Annotated in this window: 10 protein-coding genes; 2 read left to right on the top strand and 8 right to left on the bottom strand. The window is 62.9% G+C overall.

All coding sequences use genetic code 11. The features are described from left to right. Position 1 precedes the first annotated feature (1 nt). From ACRDT3_RS05865 to ACRDT3_RS05855, 3 genes are read right to left on the bottom strand one after another with little or no spacing between them, the layout of a single operon-like run. Positions 2-922, bottom strand: coding sequence for an ABC transporter permease (locus ACRDT3_RS05865; protein ID WP_431492094.1), 921 nt, complete (start codon positions 920-922; stop codon positions 2-4). Between the two features lie 2 nt (positions 923-924). Further along, complete coding sequence (locus ACRDT3_RS05860) at positions 925-2,709, bottom strand: dipeptide ABC transporter ATP-binding protein (RefSeq protein WP_431492093.1); 1,785 nt, start codon at positions 2,707-2,709, stop codon at positions 925-927. A 2-nt stretch (positions 2,710-2,711) separates the two neighbouring features. After that, positions 2,712-4,481: an ABC transporter substrate-binding protein gene (locus ACRDT3_RS05855; RefSeq protein ID WP_431492092.1), complete on the bottom strand. Its 1,770-nt coding sequence runs from the start codon at positions 4,479-4,481 to the stop codon at positions 2,712-2,714. Between the two features lie 247 nt (positions 4,482-4,728). Between ACRDT3_RS05855 and ACRDT3_RS05850 the strand changes: the two genes are divergently transcribed. Then, on the top strand, positions 4,729-7,086 hold the full coding sequence (locus ACRDT3_RS05850) for a M9 family metallopeptidase (RefSeq protein WP_431492091.1): 2,358 nt from the start codon (positions 4,729-4,731) through the stop codon (positions 7,084-7,086). 690 nt (positions 7,087-7,776) lie between these two features. Here the strand turns inward: ACRDT3_RS05850 and ACRDT3_RS05845 are convergent. The 4 genes from ACRDT3_RS05845 to ACRDT3_RS05830 all read right to left on the bottom strand — a co-directional run bounded on the left by ACRDT3_RS05845 (position 7,777) and on the right by ACRDT3_RS05830 (position 12,730). Beyond that, positions 7,777-9,075: an alpha/beta fold hydrolase gene (locus ACRDT3_RS05845; protein WP_431492090.1), complete on the bottom strand. Its 1,299-nt coding sequence runs from the start codon at positions 9,073-9,075 to the stop codon at positions 7,777-7,779. Next, on the bottom strand, positions 9,072-10,289 hold the full coding sequence (locus ACRDT3_RS05840) for an amidohydrolase family protein (protein WP_431492089.1): 1,218 nt from the start codon (positions 10,287-10,289) through the stop codon (positions 9,072-9,074). The genes ACRDT3_RS05845 and ACRDT3_RS05840 overlap by 4 nt, the downstream gene beginning before the upstream one ends. Next, positions 10,286-11,737, bottom strand: a complete 1,452-nt coding sequence (locus ACRDT3_RS05835; RefSeq protein WP_431492088.1) for an aminopeptidase P N-terminal domain-containing protein — start codon at positions 11,735-11,737, stop codon at positions 10,286-10,288. The genes ACRDT3_RS05840 and ACRDT3_RS05835 overlap by 4 nt, the downstream gene beginning before the upstream one ends. Positions 11,738-11,872: 135 nt before the next feature. Next, complete coding sequence (locus tag ACRDT3_RS05830; protein ID WP_431492087.1) at positions 11,873-12,730, bottom strand: LuxR C-terminal-related transcriptional regulator; 858 nt, start codon at positions 12,728-12,730, stop codon at positions 11,873-11,875. 115 nt (positions 12,731-12,845) lie between these two features. On the opposite strand from ACRDT3_RS05830, the gene ACRDT3_RS05825 reads away from it, so the two are divergent. After that, a complete protein-coding gene (locus tag ACRDT3_RS05825; protein ID WP_431492086.1) occupies positions 12,846-13,202 on the top strand; it encodes a DUF2695 domain-containing protein in 357 nt (118 codons plus the stop codon). Positions 13,203-13,205: 3 nt separating this feature from the next. On the opposite strand, the gene ACRDT3_RS05820 is transcribed toward ACRDT3_RS05825, so the two are convergent. Next, positions 13,206-13,880: a DedA family protein gene (locus tag ACRDT3_RS05820; protein WP_431492122.1), complete on the bottom strand. Its 675-nt coding sequence runs from the start codon at positions 13,878-13,880 to the stop codon at positions 13,206-13,208. Positions 13,881-14,123: the final 243 nt, after the last annotated feature.

The raw sequence follows: 14,123 nt of genomic DNA, 5'->3' as shown, positions 1-14,123 counted from the left end.
GTTACTTGCCCTTTCTGCGCGTGCGCGGATCCAGCGCGTCGCGCAATCCATCGCCCAGCACGTTGAATGCGAGCGTGGTCAACAGCAGGGCAAGGCCCGGGAAGAGCACCAGCCACCAGGCTGTCAGGTAGATGGAGTTGCCCGAGGCCTCGGCCAGCATCCCGCCCCAGCTGGCATCCGGCGGGACGATGCCCATGCCTAGGAATGACAGGGTCGCCTCGAAGACGATGGAGCTGGGGATCATCAGCGTGGCGTAGATGATGATCGGGGCTGCCAGGTTCGGCAGGATGTCGCGGAAGATGATGCCCCAATGTCCGGCCCCCAAGCTCCGGGCAGCCTCGACGAATTCGCGTTGGCGCAAGGCGATGACTTGTCCGCGGATCACGCGGGCCAGCGAGGTCCAGGAGAAGAAGACGATCACCGCGACGCTCAGCGGCAGGCTGGCGCCGAGCACGGAGACCAGCGCCAGCGCCGCCAGCAGGAATGGCACGGACATCACCAGGTCGATGCAGCGGCTGAGCACCGTGTCGACCCTGCCGCCGAAGTACCCGGCGATCATGCCCACCAGGATGCCGATACTCGCGGCGGCCATGGAGGCCACCACGCCGACGATCAGCGAAACCCGTGCGCCGTAGGCAAGGCGCACCAGCACGTCGCGGCCCAGCTGGTCCGCGCCCAGCCAGAAGGCGCCGCCCGGGCCCACCGGCACGCCGGCGGAGGTCAGCCCGGTGTCGCGGAACTGCTCGTTGGACGGATGCCCGGTGGCCAGTGCCAACAGCGGGGCGGCCAGCGCGAAGAGCACAAGCAGCGCCAGGAAGCATGTTGCCAGCAGCGCGGCGCGGTCCTTGAGCAGGTAATCGACGGTCATGCGCAGCGAACTGCGCTGGGTCACCGCCGGGGTGGAAAGTGTTGGGGTGCTCATTCTCAGCTCCTTGCGCTGGCGGCCAGCAGGGTCTTGGTGAAGTCGGTCTGCGGGTTCTCGTAGAGTTCCTGCGCGCCGGCCAGCTCGATGATCTGCCCGTGGTCCATCACCGCGACGTGGTCGGAAATGTGGCGCACCACCGACAGGTCGTGGGAGATGAAGATGTAGCTCAGGCCCAGCTCGCGCTGCAGGTCGGAGATCAGGTTAAGGATCTGCGCCTGCACCGACACGTCAAGCGCCGACACCGGCTCGTCGAACAGCACCACCTGGGGCTTCAACGCCAGCGCGCGTGCAATGCCGATGCGCTGGCGTTGCCCGCCTGAGAACTCCGAGGGGAAGCGGTTGTAGTGCTCCGGGTTCAGCCCCACCAGATCCATCAGTTCGCGCACCCGCGTTTTGAGCTGCCCGCCGCGGATGCTCGTGTGGATCATGAACGGGTCGGCGATGATCGAGCCCACCCGGCGCTTGGGATTCAGCGACCCGAACGGGTCCTGGAAAACCATCTGCACCTGGTGGCGCGCCTTTTTCCAGGACTCGGTGTTCGGTGCGCCGAGCTGTTGGCCCTGGATCAGCACGCGGCCCGACTGCGGCTGCAGCAGCCCTGCGATCACGCGCACCAGGGTTGACTTGCCGCAGCCCGATTCGCCCACCAGCCCCAGGGTTTCCCCCGGGTACAGCTCAAGGTCGACGCCCTTGAGCACCTGCACCTGGCGCTTGTGCGGCCAGGTGCCGGAGGTGAATGACAGCTCGATGCCCTGGGCGGCGATGATCGGCTCGGTGCCAGCGGCCCGCACAGTGGTGCTGGCGGGTACCGGTTCAAGAGCCGCCAGCGCCGTATCCGGGGAGAAGCAGGCGGCGAAGCGCGCGGGCCGGAGCTCGGCCAGGGCAGGCAACGTCGAATGGCACAGCTCGATGGCCAGCTCGCAGCGCGGCGCGAACGCGCAGCCGTGCGGCGGGGCCAGCAGGCTGGGCAGCGAACCGTCGATGGGGCGCAGCCGGTGCTCAGTGTTGTGCGCCGAGGGAGTGGCTGCCAGCAGCCTGGCCGTGTACGGATGGGCAGGTTCGGCGAACACCTGGTCCGCCGCCCCGAGTTCCATGCAGGTCCCGGCGTAGAGCACCATCATCTGGTTTGCCACGCGGGAGACCACCGACAGGTCGTGGGAGATCATCACCACCGTGGTGTTCAGCTCCTGCTGCATGGAGCTAAGCAGGTCCAGGATCTGGGCCTGCACGGTGGAGTCCAGCGCGGTGGTCGGCTCGTCGGCGATGATCAGCTCCGGGGCAAGCAGCAACGCCATGGCGATCATGATGCGCTGGCGCATGCCGCCGGAGAACTGATGCGGGAAGCTGTCGGCCCGGCGTTCGGGATCCTTGATACCCACCTTGCCCATCATTGCCACTGCCCGGGCGTGGGCCTCGGATTTGGGCACCTTCTGGTGCGTGGTGATCGCCTCCACCAGCTGCTGGCCCACGGTGTACTGCGGGTGCAGGGAAGAGAGCGGGTCCTGGAAGATCATGCTGATCTTCGCACCGCGGATCCTGCGCAGCTCCTCGGCCGGCAGCCCGATCAAATCCCGTCCATTGAACAGCGCCTGGCCGCTGAGCTTGGCTCCGGGCACCAGGCCCAGGATCGCCTGCACGAGCACCGACTTGCCGGAGCCCGATTCGCCGACGATCCCGAAGAAGTCGCCGGCCTCGACGCTGAAGCTGACATCGCGGACCACGTGCAGGGTGCCGTCCGCGGTGGGGAAGGATACGCTGAGGTTTCTTACTTCAAGCAGCGCCATGTCTACTCCTCGATCCAGACATTGGTCCAGTCGCCCTGGGTAGCCAGGGCATAGGGCTGGAAGTTCTGCACGCGCTTGGAGTGGTAGAGGCGGGTGGTCGGGGCCGCGATCGGCACGATGATCGAATCGCCCATGACGATCTCATCGACCTGCGCCCACAGTTCCTGTGCCTTGGCCGGGTCCTGCTGCTGCACCGCCTGGGCGGCCAGCTTGTCTGCTTCCACATTGTCGTAGTTGGTCAGGTTGTAGGTGCTTTCGGTGCCGTTGTAGGTAAATAGCGGCTGGAAAACCGAGCGGGCGGCGCCGCCTTGCCAGTCAGGGCTCCAACCCATCGGGGCGATGTCCCACTTGCCCGAGGCGGTGCCCTCGCGGTTGACCAGGAACTCGGTGTAGTAGTCGGTGGGGCTGACTGGAATCAACTCGATGGTGATGCCTGCCTTCTCGAAGCCCGCCTGCAGGGTCTGGGCGATCTGCGGTTCGATGTCCTTGTTGCGGTATGGCATCTTCAGGGTGATGCCTTCCGGGTAGCCTGCCTCTGCCAGCAGCTTCTTGGCCTTTTCCGGATCTCCCCGGTGCCCTTCGGTCGGGTAGAGGTCGAAGTCGTGGTAGCCGAGCACGCCCGGGCCGAAGATGCCGTTCTGCACCTTGGCCACCGCCTCGCCGCCTAGGGTCTGGACTACCGATGCCTTGTCGGTGGCGTATTGGATGGCCTCGCGGACCTTCTTGTCTGCCAGCGCCCCGTCGTTGCTCGGGGAATCCACGTTGATCCACAGGAACGGGTTGACCGAGCCGGCATCGATGGTGGAGAAGTTCGGGTCCTTTGCGGCGGCCAGCTGGGCTGCCACCGAAGGCGCCAGGCCGGTGTCGAATGACATGTCAAGGGTGCCTGCCTGCAGCTGCTGGGTCACTGCATCGGCGCTCAAGCCCATGGTCATCTCGATGGAGTCCACGTAGGCGCCGCGCAGCTGATCGGTTTCAGCGTTCCACGCCTCGTTGCGCACCAGCTTCATCGACTTGTCAGCGGTGTACTCCTCGATGGTGTACGGTCCGGAGGCGACGAAGTTCTCGCGGTATTCGGGGGAGTCGGGCAGGTAGTCGAGTACCTCTTCTGGGGCTGGGGTGGCGGTGGCGAGGGTCAGCATGTAGATGAAGTCGCCTGCCGGTTCCTTGAGGTTGAACTCGACGGTGCGCTCATCCACCGCGCGCACGCCGGGCAGCTTGGCTGAGTTGATGTACTTGGCCATGGGCTCCGGCTTCGGATCGATCTTGGCGAAGCCTGCGCAGTATGCGTCCATGCCGGTGAGCAGTGACTGGAAGTAGCCCAGCAGCGGGCTGGAGCGGTAGGGGTTGCACAGGCGCTTGAAGCCGCGCACCACGTCTTCTGCGACGATCTGGCGGGCTCCGTCCGGTGCGTCCCAGTTCGCGCCTTCCTTGATGGTGAAGGTGTAGGTTTTGCCGTCATTGGTCGCTTCCGGGACTTCTTCAGCTAGGTCGGCCTTGACCTGGATGCGCGTGTTCTCATCGGTGGATGCTTCGTAGCTGAGAAGCTGGCGGTTGGTGGCGCGGATGAAGTTCTGCGTGGGCACATAGGAGGTCAGTGCCGGATCAAGGTGGTCGTTGTCGCCATTGCTGCCGATTTTCAGGACGCCGCCAGTCTGTGGCTGGCCTGCGGGTGCTGAATTGCTGCCAGTGTCGATGGCGCAACCGGAGAGCAGGACAGCCGAGGCGGCGAAGAGGGAAAGCGGTGCGATGAGTCGTTTTTGCGGTGTCATTGGTTCCTCCAAGGGCGTGTGGGTTGACTCACAAAATGGTGATCGAAGTCCAGATTAGTGCCATTGCACTGTTACCGGTGGGTTTCTTCCTAAAATCTCACGGCGTAAACCCGACGCGCCTGTCGCAGTCGCGACAATCGCTCAAAAACCGTTGCAGAGGCAAATAATCGTGACTTAGTGTTCAACCTCATGGGGCCGTGATGCATGTCGCATTCACGGAAGTGAATCATCATGAAAGAGGAACTCAATGCAGGGTTTGTCATTATCTGCACCCGTACGTCGCATCGCCGCAGCGGTGTCAATCGCAGCTCTGGGGCTGTCGATGACCAGCGGTGTCGTCCCGGCCATGGCCGAAAAGCCATCCACCGGTCAAGCGGCAGAAAAGCAGCAGTCGCAGCCAGCACCAAGCTTCATCCAGGGCGAGTACTCGCCGGAACTGAACCCGGTGCTCGGCAAGAACGAGGCCCCACGTCCGCTGGTGGACATGAAGCTGGTTGAAAAGAACCAGAAGGAAATCCAGAAGCTCGAAAAGAAGGACAAGAAGGAGAAGGGGCATAAGAAGCACACACAGGGACCCGAAAGCTCCACCGGTGCGGCCGGCGAATGCGACGCCGGAGCCATTGCCAACCAGAGCGGTTCGGGCCTAGTCCAAGCCGTCAAGGATGCGGATTTCAACTGCGTGAACTCGCTGTTCAACGCCACCGGCACCACCGCCAAGGACCTGTTCAACCAGGCGGACATGCTCACCGTTGCCCAGGCGTTCAAGGATGACGCAGCGAAGTTCGACGGCAGCAACTCGGCCTCCACCCTACAGCTGGTGCTCTACCTGCGTGCCGGCTACTTCGTGCAGTTCTACCAGTCGGACACTGTGGGCAGCTACGGACCGGAGCTCAGGGCCCTGGTGGGCGATGCGCTGCAGGCATTCTTTGCCAATCCGAAGTCCTTGACGCTGAATGAAGACAGCGCCCAGGTTCTCGGCGAAGCGGTGACGCTGATCGACTCTTCGGAGAACAATCCCCGCTTCCTCGGCGTGCTGGTAGACCTGCTCGAAGGCTTCAATGCCGAGCGCGAGGCCAGCTGGAACTTCCGCAACGCCACCAACAACGTGTTCACCGTGCTCTTCCGCGGACACCAGTTCGACGGCTTCTCCGAAGCGGTGGCGGCCAACCCGCAGATTCTTTCCACCCTGCATGACTTTGCGGTCGAGCACCTCGATTTGATGGGCACCAACAGCGACTTCCTAGTCGCCAACGCTGGCCGCGAACTCGCCCGCTTCCTGGGCGACGAACAGTTGAAGCAGACGGTCAAGCCAAAGGTCATTGATCTGCTTTCGCTCACACAAATGACCGGGGACACCGCGAAGCTCTGGGTTGGCCTGGCTGACATGGTCAACTACTACGACGAGGGCAACTGCTCGGACTACGGGACCTGCGACCTCTCGGGCAAGCTGCGCGCCGCCGTGCTCAGCCAGAACCGCGAATGCAGCACCAGCATCAAATTCAACACCCAGTCGGTGAACGGCGAAGAATTCAATGAATCCTGCACCTCGCTCAAAGAACAGGACGAATACTTCTACAAGGCCGCCGGCACCAAGACACCGGTGGCGGACGACGTGAACACTAGCATCGACGTGAACGTCTTCTCATCCAGCAGCGACTACCAGACCTATGCCGGCGCCATCTTCGGCATCGATACGAACAACGGCGGCATGTACCTGGAAGGCGACCCGAGCAAGGCCGGAAACAAGCCTGCATTCATCGCCTATGAGGCAGAATGGCTGCTGCCAGATTTCCATATCTGGAACCTGAACCACGAGTACACCCACTACCTCGACGGCCGCTTCAACATGTATGGGGACTTCGGCGCAGGATTGACGGTTCCGACCATCTGGTGGGTTGAAGGCTTCGCCGAGTACGTGAACTACGGCCACCGTGGAGAGGACTACACCGCGGCGAACCAGCTGGCTGCACAGAAGACCTACAAGCTCAGCGAGATCTTCGAGAACACCTACGAAAACAGCGACACCAATCGCATCTACCGCTGGGGCTACCTTGCGGTGAACTTCATGCTGAACAAGCACCCGCAGGAAACGCAGAAAATCCTCGACTTCTACCGCCATGGCAAGTGGCAGAAGTCCCGTAACTACCTGAAGAACACCATCGGCACGAGCCTTGACGCCGAGTTCTCCACCTTCCTGGACGGCTGCGCCAACGGCGAATGCAAGCCGAGCGTGCCAACCGACCCGGTGGACCCAGTGGATCCGACCGATCCTGAAACCTGCACGGAAACCACCGGTCAGGCGCTGACCTCCGGCTGCACTGCGAAGAACCTCTCGGGCACCAAAGACAACCTGAACTACTTCTACATCTACGTTCCCGACGGCACCAAGGAGCTGCAGATCAACACCAGCGGCGGCACCGGCAACGCAGACCTGTTCTACAGCCCTTGGAACTGGGCCGGACCGAACAACCACAACTACCGCTCGACCGAGTCCGGAAACAACGAGTCGATCACCGTTCCGAACCCGCCAGCTGGCTACAACTACCTTTCGCTGAGCACCAACGACGTCTACTCGGTGGTGAGTCTGAAGGCAACGACCCGCTAGGGGACTGAATGATGTTCTAGGCCCTCGCACAATTTGTTGAGCGGGGGCCTAGAACTCTATACGCTCAGTTCGAACCGCACTATTCCTGGCAACTACCTTGAACAACCATCAGCCCTTGAACTCTTGACAGTAAGACGTGGCCCGATGCCTGAAAACGCCGTGGCTTTGCCGGCTTTTAGAGTAACCAAGACCGCTGTAGATCAAATTGAGGCCTTAGGCGGAGCAGTCCGCATTAGCATCGTTCGAGGCGGCTGCTGCGGATATGCTTTTTGCTTCACTGCATCAAACACAGCAGATGTGCCTGGTGCGCTAGAAGATAGCCACTCGAGATACGGGTGCGAAGGTGCATGGCTGTACGTTTCACGAGACGCAGATGAACTGCTCGAAAGCGCGTTGCTAGATTACTCACCGAGAATTCGGCCGCCTAGATTCAGGGTACTGAAAAACCCGAATACGCAGGACGTCTTCCCCTGCAAACGATCATTCGGAGCCCTCTGGCCGGGAGCTGGGCATGAAGATTGCGTGTCTTACTTGCCGATGCCGTGGGATGCAGACTTTGACCCGCTGGCTAAGTGGAAGAAACAGACAGGACATTTCCAATCATCGGAACACAACGAATGATTAATGCAAAAGAGGGAGGCCAGACCGTTTGGTCGAGCCTCCCTCTTCACATTTGCTGCTACTGAATACTCAGCGCCGCAGCTGACCACCGAGTGCATCCAGATTCTTCAGCAGACGGCGCAGCACCGACGGATCGTTGATCCCATCGTGCTCATGCTCATTGGTCACCCATGCATGCAGATTGCCCACCTTTGACGCTGTATCCAGGGACAGGCCGGCATCCACGTACATGTCGTCGTGGTAGACGGCAGCTGCGACAGGCACCTGGTTGGCGGCCAGCTGTTCGCGGTCGTAGATCTTCCGGTGGGTGCGGCGCACCGCCAGCTCCTTGACCGCAGGCAGGAAAGGCCGCAGCAACTTGGTCTCATTGAAAGTCCAGCGGAACATCATCTCCCCGGTGAACAGCAGCGGCTGCGCCTCGGTGGAGAACTCCGGATGCAGCTGCAGTTCTGCCTCGGCGGCGAAGCGCGCAGCCCCGTTGGCCCCGTCACCGTAGATGTCTTCCTGCAACACCGCGAACAGCGGGTTGGAAGCAAAGTTCGTGCGGTTCTGGACTTCCTGCAGCAGTGCGTTGCTGATGTTCGTGCCGTCCCCGGAGAGTTCCAGCAGCCAGTGCAGTCGCTCGAAGCCCGGGCCCATGCCGAAGTCGATCCCCAGGGACTGCAGCCGGCGCACGGTGAAGCGATCGCCATCAGGCAGGAAATATTCGCTCGCGGACAAGGTGCGGACTAGGTTTTGAACTCGTTCGCGGTCGCCCGGGTAGAGCCGGTAGAACTTCTCGTTCTTTGCCCACACCCGGTGGATGGTGCGCGCGTACACTGCGGCGGCGCAGGGTTTCAAGCTGGGTAGCCCTCCGGTGACAAGGCAGCCGGCCAATGCCTCAGGGAAGAAGCTGAGGTAGCTCAGCGTGAGGAACCCGCCGTAACTCTGTCCCAGGGTGACCCATGGCTTGGAGTCGTAGCCGTGGACTCGGATGGCCTCTGCATCGCGGATGATCGAATCGGCACGGAAGTTCTCCAGGTAGGCGGCGCCCGCCTCGCCGTCGGTGAAGGACTCGATGACCTGCGTAGTCACAGGCGTCGAAGCCCCGGTACCGCGCTGGTCCATGAGGATCACCCGGTAGCGTTCGAGAGCTACCGGCAGCCACCCGGAATCTCCGATGGGGCGCGGACCTGCCCCGCCGGGGCCGCCCTGCAGGTAGATCATCAGCGGCAGTTCTTCATGCTGGCGGTGGGCAGCGACCACCTCGCGGTAGAACACGGTGATGTGTTCGCCCTCGGGGTGCTCCCAGTCCAACGGGACCTGCAGCGAGTAGTCGCTCAAGTGCCTGCCCGCTACCGTGCAGCTGGCGATCAAGGTTGGGTTCATTTCACCCCTTCCAGCAGGTTCAGCTCATCGACGCTCGCGGTTCCCGACTGGAGCACGGTGCGGTTTTGGTTTTCTGAGACCAGATAGTCAAGGTTCTCGCGCGGATCCCCGTCGAGCACCAGCAGGTCGGCAGTCATTCCGGCGGCCAGTTGGCCGATCGAATCGTTGCCGATCAGCTGCGCATTGACCGAGGTGGCCGAACGCAGGGTGTCTGCCACCGAGGAAGCGGCGGACTGCAGGGCCAGGCCGTGCAGCTGCTCGTCGCCCAGTTCACCCATCAAATCGCTGCCGAAGCCCACCTTGACCCCAGCATCCAGCGCATGGCGCACAGCTTGCTGCCCGCGTTCGAGCACGATCCGGTTCTTCTGCTGCGAAACTTCGGCCAGACCCAGCTGCTCGCCGCGCGAGTCCATGGCCGCATAGGCCGCCAAGGTGGGGACCAAGAAGGCATCGTGTTCTGCCATGAGCTTGGCGGTGTCTGCATCGAGCAGGTTGCCATGTTCGATGCTGCGCACGCCGTTTTGAACCGAGTGGCGGATGGCAGGCACCGAGTAGGCATGCGCACAGACATAGGAGCCGCGGCGGGCCGCCTCGGAGGTGATGGTGCTGATTTCCTCGGGGGAGTACTGCGGAATTTCCAGCGGGTCGGTCAGCGAGATAACCCCGCCGCTGGTCATGATTTTGATGGCGTGCGCCCCGGTGCGGAAGGCATCGCGCACCGCCACGCGCAGGGCGTCGGGCCCGTCGACGATCCGGCACAGGTGCCCGTGGGTGAAGCAGGAGTCAAGGTGCGCTTCCCGCGGGTCGCCGTGGCCGCCTGTCTGGCTGAAGGCCGGCCCGGTGAAGTAGTAGCGCGGGGAGGCGAAGAGCTTCTCCTCGATGGCCCGGGCCAGGCCCAGGTCTCCGCCGGCCACATCGCGCACGGTGGTGAAGCCGCGGCGCAGCGCGTCGGCCAGCCGGTGCGAACCTGCCAGCGCCGAATAGGACAGCGGACCCAGCTCGTTGTCCAGCCCCTGCAGCGCCACCGCATAGGCGTGGAAATGCGCGTCGATCAGTCCGGGCATCACGCAGCGCCCGGCCGCGTCGACGACCGTACCCTCGCTCTGGGCTCCGACGGCGGTGATCATGCCGTCGGCGACGGTGATATTGGTTGGGTTCTCGAGGAATTCCCGGCCGTCGAAGACCAACGCATTGGCTAAGGTGTATGTGCTCATGCGCTGGCTCCGTTCATTGCCTGGATCATCCAGTTCTGCAGGCCGGTGGCATCCAGCGGCAGCTCGGCGGAAAGGTTCTCGTAGCCGTTCGCGGTGATCAGCAGGTCGTCCTCGATGCGAACCCCCAGGCCGCGCAGCTCAGGCGGGACCAGCTGGTCATGGGCGTGGAAGTAGAGGCCCGGCTCCACAGTGAGCACCATGTTCTCTTCCAAAGCAGCGCCCTGGTAGTCCTCGTAGTGGGAGTGCGAGCAGTCGTGCACATCCAGGCCCAGATGGTGGCCCACGCCGCAGACCAGCCAGCGGCGATGCTGCTGTCCCGTGGCGGACAGCGCCTCATCCACGGAGACCGGCAGCAGATCCCAGTCATGCAGGCCCTGGGCGATGACCTCCATGCATGCGAAGTGGAAGTCGCTGAAGGAGTTGCCCGGGGCCAGTGTGGCAAGGCCTGCACGGTGCGACTTCTCCACCAGATCGTGCACGAGGCGCTGGGGCTCGGAGAAGGAGCCGGCCACCGGGAAGGTGCGGGTGACATCGGCGGTGTAGCAGGAGCGTTCCTCAACGCCCATGTCCAGCAGCAACAGCTGGTCTTCGCGCACCGGTCCGTCGCAGCGGGTCCAGTGCAGGGTCGGCGCGTGGATGCCGGCGCCGATGATCGTTGCATAGCCGGGGCCGTTGCCGTAGGTGCGGGCCGCGCGGTCGAAGGTGCCCTGCAGCCAGCGCTCGCCGCCAGCGGCCATGGCTTCGGGAATCGCGGCCAGCACCTGCCGGAACCCGTCAACGGTATGGTCCACCGACGCGCGCAGTTCTTGGATTTCCCACGCATCCTTGACCATCCGCAGTTGTGCGAGCGTGCGCCGCAGCACGGGGGAATCCACAGCATTCAGCCGGGCCAGGTCCTCGGCACCAGCTGACCCGGCGGCATCGAACGTTCCGGAACGTAACGAGGCCTCGAGATCCTGGATTCCGCGGACCGGGATGCCCAGGGCGCGCTGCCAATCGGCGGGTTGATGGCTGGGACCCACCCACAATTCGCCGTGGGCGGCATTCGAGAAGAACTGCGCGGTGCCCGGAGTGAAAGGCACCGGCAGGAACAGCTCGAAATCGTGACCGTCGCTAGTTGGATGGCCGACCAGCACGGCCGCCTCGATCTGCGCATTGACCAGGTAAACGAAGTCGGAATGTGCCCGGAACTCGTAATAGCAGTCGTTGGAACGGATGGGTGCCTGCCCGGCGAACACCATGATGCCCCGGCCGTGGGCGGACTCGGAGAGCCTGCGCCGGTGCTCGGCCGCAGCACGTGCCGCATCCGGATCCACAGGAGCAGGCAAATCCGGGGCGCTCCATCCGGCGGCCATGAAATCGACGAAGGGCTGGCTGGCGGCCAGCTTCGGAATGGCCTTGTCTCCGGAAGCGGGCGCCGGCATGGACTGGGGGATCTCTGCATTCATCGGTGGGGGCGCTCCTTGGGCACGGAAATTAGGCGGCATGTTCGGGCATGGGTGCCCTATTCCCAGCCTGCCATGAGTCGCCGCCTGGGAAGTGCCAGAACGCTGTCGTAAAACCGACACGTCGGGTTGTACCGGTCAGGGCTGCCCCGTCTGGTCCACCAGCAGGTGCCGCGCGCTGATGGCACCGAGCTGGAACCGGCTGGCAGCGCCGAAGCTGCGTTGCAGGGATTGGACCTTGCGCTGCACCGTTCGCACGCTCACCCCCAGGACCCGGGCCACCGCTTCGTCTTTCTGCCCGGCGGCCAGCAGCCGCAGGATCTGGATCTCGTCGTCGTCCAGCAGCCGCCCGGACTCGAACTGCCGGTTGCCCACCTGCAATGCGGTGTCCCAGATGGTCGAGAATACGCCATTGATGAAATCGGCCAGTTCGCTGGATTCGAACTGCATCGCCAGTGGCTGCCCCGCTGCCGGCTCCGCCGGCTGGATGATGAATTCCTCGCGGTCCCTGATGAGCAGCCGGGCGGAAATGTTGGTGGAGACACGGGCCAGCTCGCCCTGCCGGACGGAATCGAGCATGCCGCGGGTGAGGTCATCACGGCTGAATACCAGAGGATCATAGACGACGCGGAAACGCACCCCTCGCTGCAGCGCGGCCGGTTGCGCCGCGGATTGCGGCTGGGACTGCTCGGGCCGTTCACCGCGGTCGAATGCATCGATGGAGTGCACGGCACGGTCGATCATGGAATCGAAGGATTGCAGCAGATCCGCGCGGGTATGGATCAACCGCACTGGCAGGTCCGCTGATGTTGCCGCTTGTGGGGTCCCAGCAAGGTTGCCATCCCGCAGGCCTTCGGCCAGTGCGGCAAGCTGTTGCGAAATGGTGGTGAGCGTCTCGGCGTCCATGGCGCGGCCCTTCCCGGCGTGATCTTGGCCAACGTGGTCAGTTGAATCATCGCACATGTTGCCCCCGGTGCTGGCGGGGACGTTGTCCACACTCCGCCTCTGCGGCCGGGAGCACAGCCGTCAAACGGTCGAAGATCGAAGCAAGCGGGTAGGCGGGCAGGCACCCGCTGAGACCGAAGAACCACGAAATGACGAGGAGTCCACCATGGAAACGATGCCGCAACCGGCAGACCACGAATGCCTACCCTGCTACCTCTACCGGTGCACCAAGACCGAGGAATGCGACGGGAGCCTGCGCCTGCTGGCGTTCTACCGGGACCACAATGCCCCGCGAGCCACCGCGCTGGAGAGGAAGGTCCGCCTGTTGGGTGGATACTGCGACTGCGAAGTGCTGGCCAATGCCATCCGACCGATCACGCGCGAGGCGAATCAGGCCCTGGAGGATGACGTGGATCTTGTCTGCAAAGGAGTACGCCGCGGCACAATCCAACCTTGTGAACATTGGTTGATGCGCCGCGGCGTACAGTGGGGCGGCGGTCAATTCCGCCGCCGAAGTGCTTGAAAATTAGTCTTCCAGGGTCTTGCTCTTGGGCTTGCGCGCCCGAAGCAGCTCGACACCGATGGGGATCACCGAGATGAGGACGATCAGGACGAAGATCAGGTCGATGTTCTCTTCGATCCAGGTGAACTGGCCCAGCCAGAAACCCAGCAACGTGACGCCGATACCCCAGAGGGCAGCACCGATCAGGTTGAAGATGATGAAGGTCTTATGATCCATCTTTGCGACGCCAGCGATCACCGGGACAAAGGTGCGGACCACTGGAACGAAGCGTGCCAGGATCACCGCGCGGCCGCCGAACTTCTCGAAGAACTCGTGGGCCCGTTCAACGTTCTTCTGCGAGAAGAAACGGGAATCGGGCTTCTTGAAGATGGCAGGACCGGATTTCTTGCCAATGATGTAACCGGTCTGGTCACCTGCGAAGGCGCAGACAAAGATCGCGGCGGCGAAGAGCCACAACGGAATATGGATGGTGCCGGTGGCGATGAGCATGCCAACGGTGAAGAGCATCGAGTCGCCTGGCAGGAAGAAGCCCACCAGCAAGCCGGTCTCAGCGAAGACAATGGCGCAAACCAGCAACATGACCCATGGGCCGAGCGCAGGGTTGTTCAGGAAGACGGCTGGGTTCAACCAGTCGGGCAGGAACGCGGCGCCCATGGTTGGAGCCGCATAATCGGTCACAAGGGAAAGAAACGAAGAATGATCTAGCACACGGAAAATCCTACGGGAATACGCTGTGAGTTTCCCAGAGTGCTATCCGTAGACTCTGGTGGGGGATACCCCGACCACAAGGAAGGAAATCTGCAATTTGTTCGTTGACCCGGAAGGACCATGGATTTTTGCTGCAACGGACCGACTGGCCGATCGAGCATCGCGAAAGGCTCAGTTGCCAAGCTCACAGCAGTTTCTGACGCAACTCGCGGC

The organism is Glutamicibacter sp., assembly GCF_050701915.1.
Lineage (GTDB): Bacteria > Actinomycetota > Actinomycetes > Actinomycetales > Micrococcaceae > Glutamicibacter.
The sequence above is the reverse complement of the archived record's forward strand: the minus strand, read 5'-3'. Positions and strand labels throughout refer to the sequence as shown.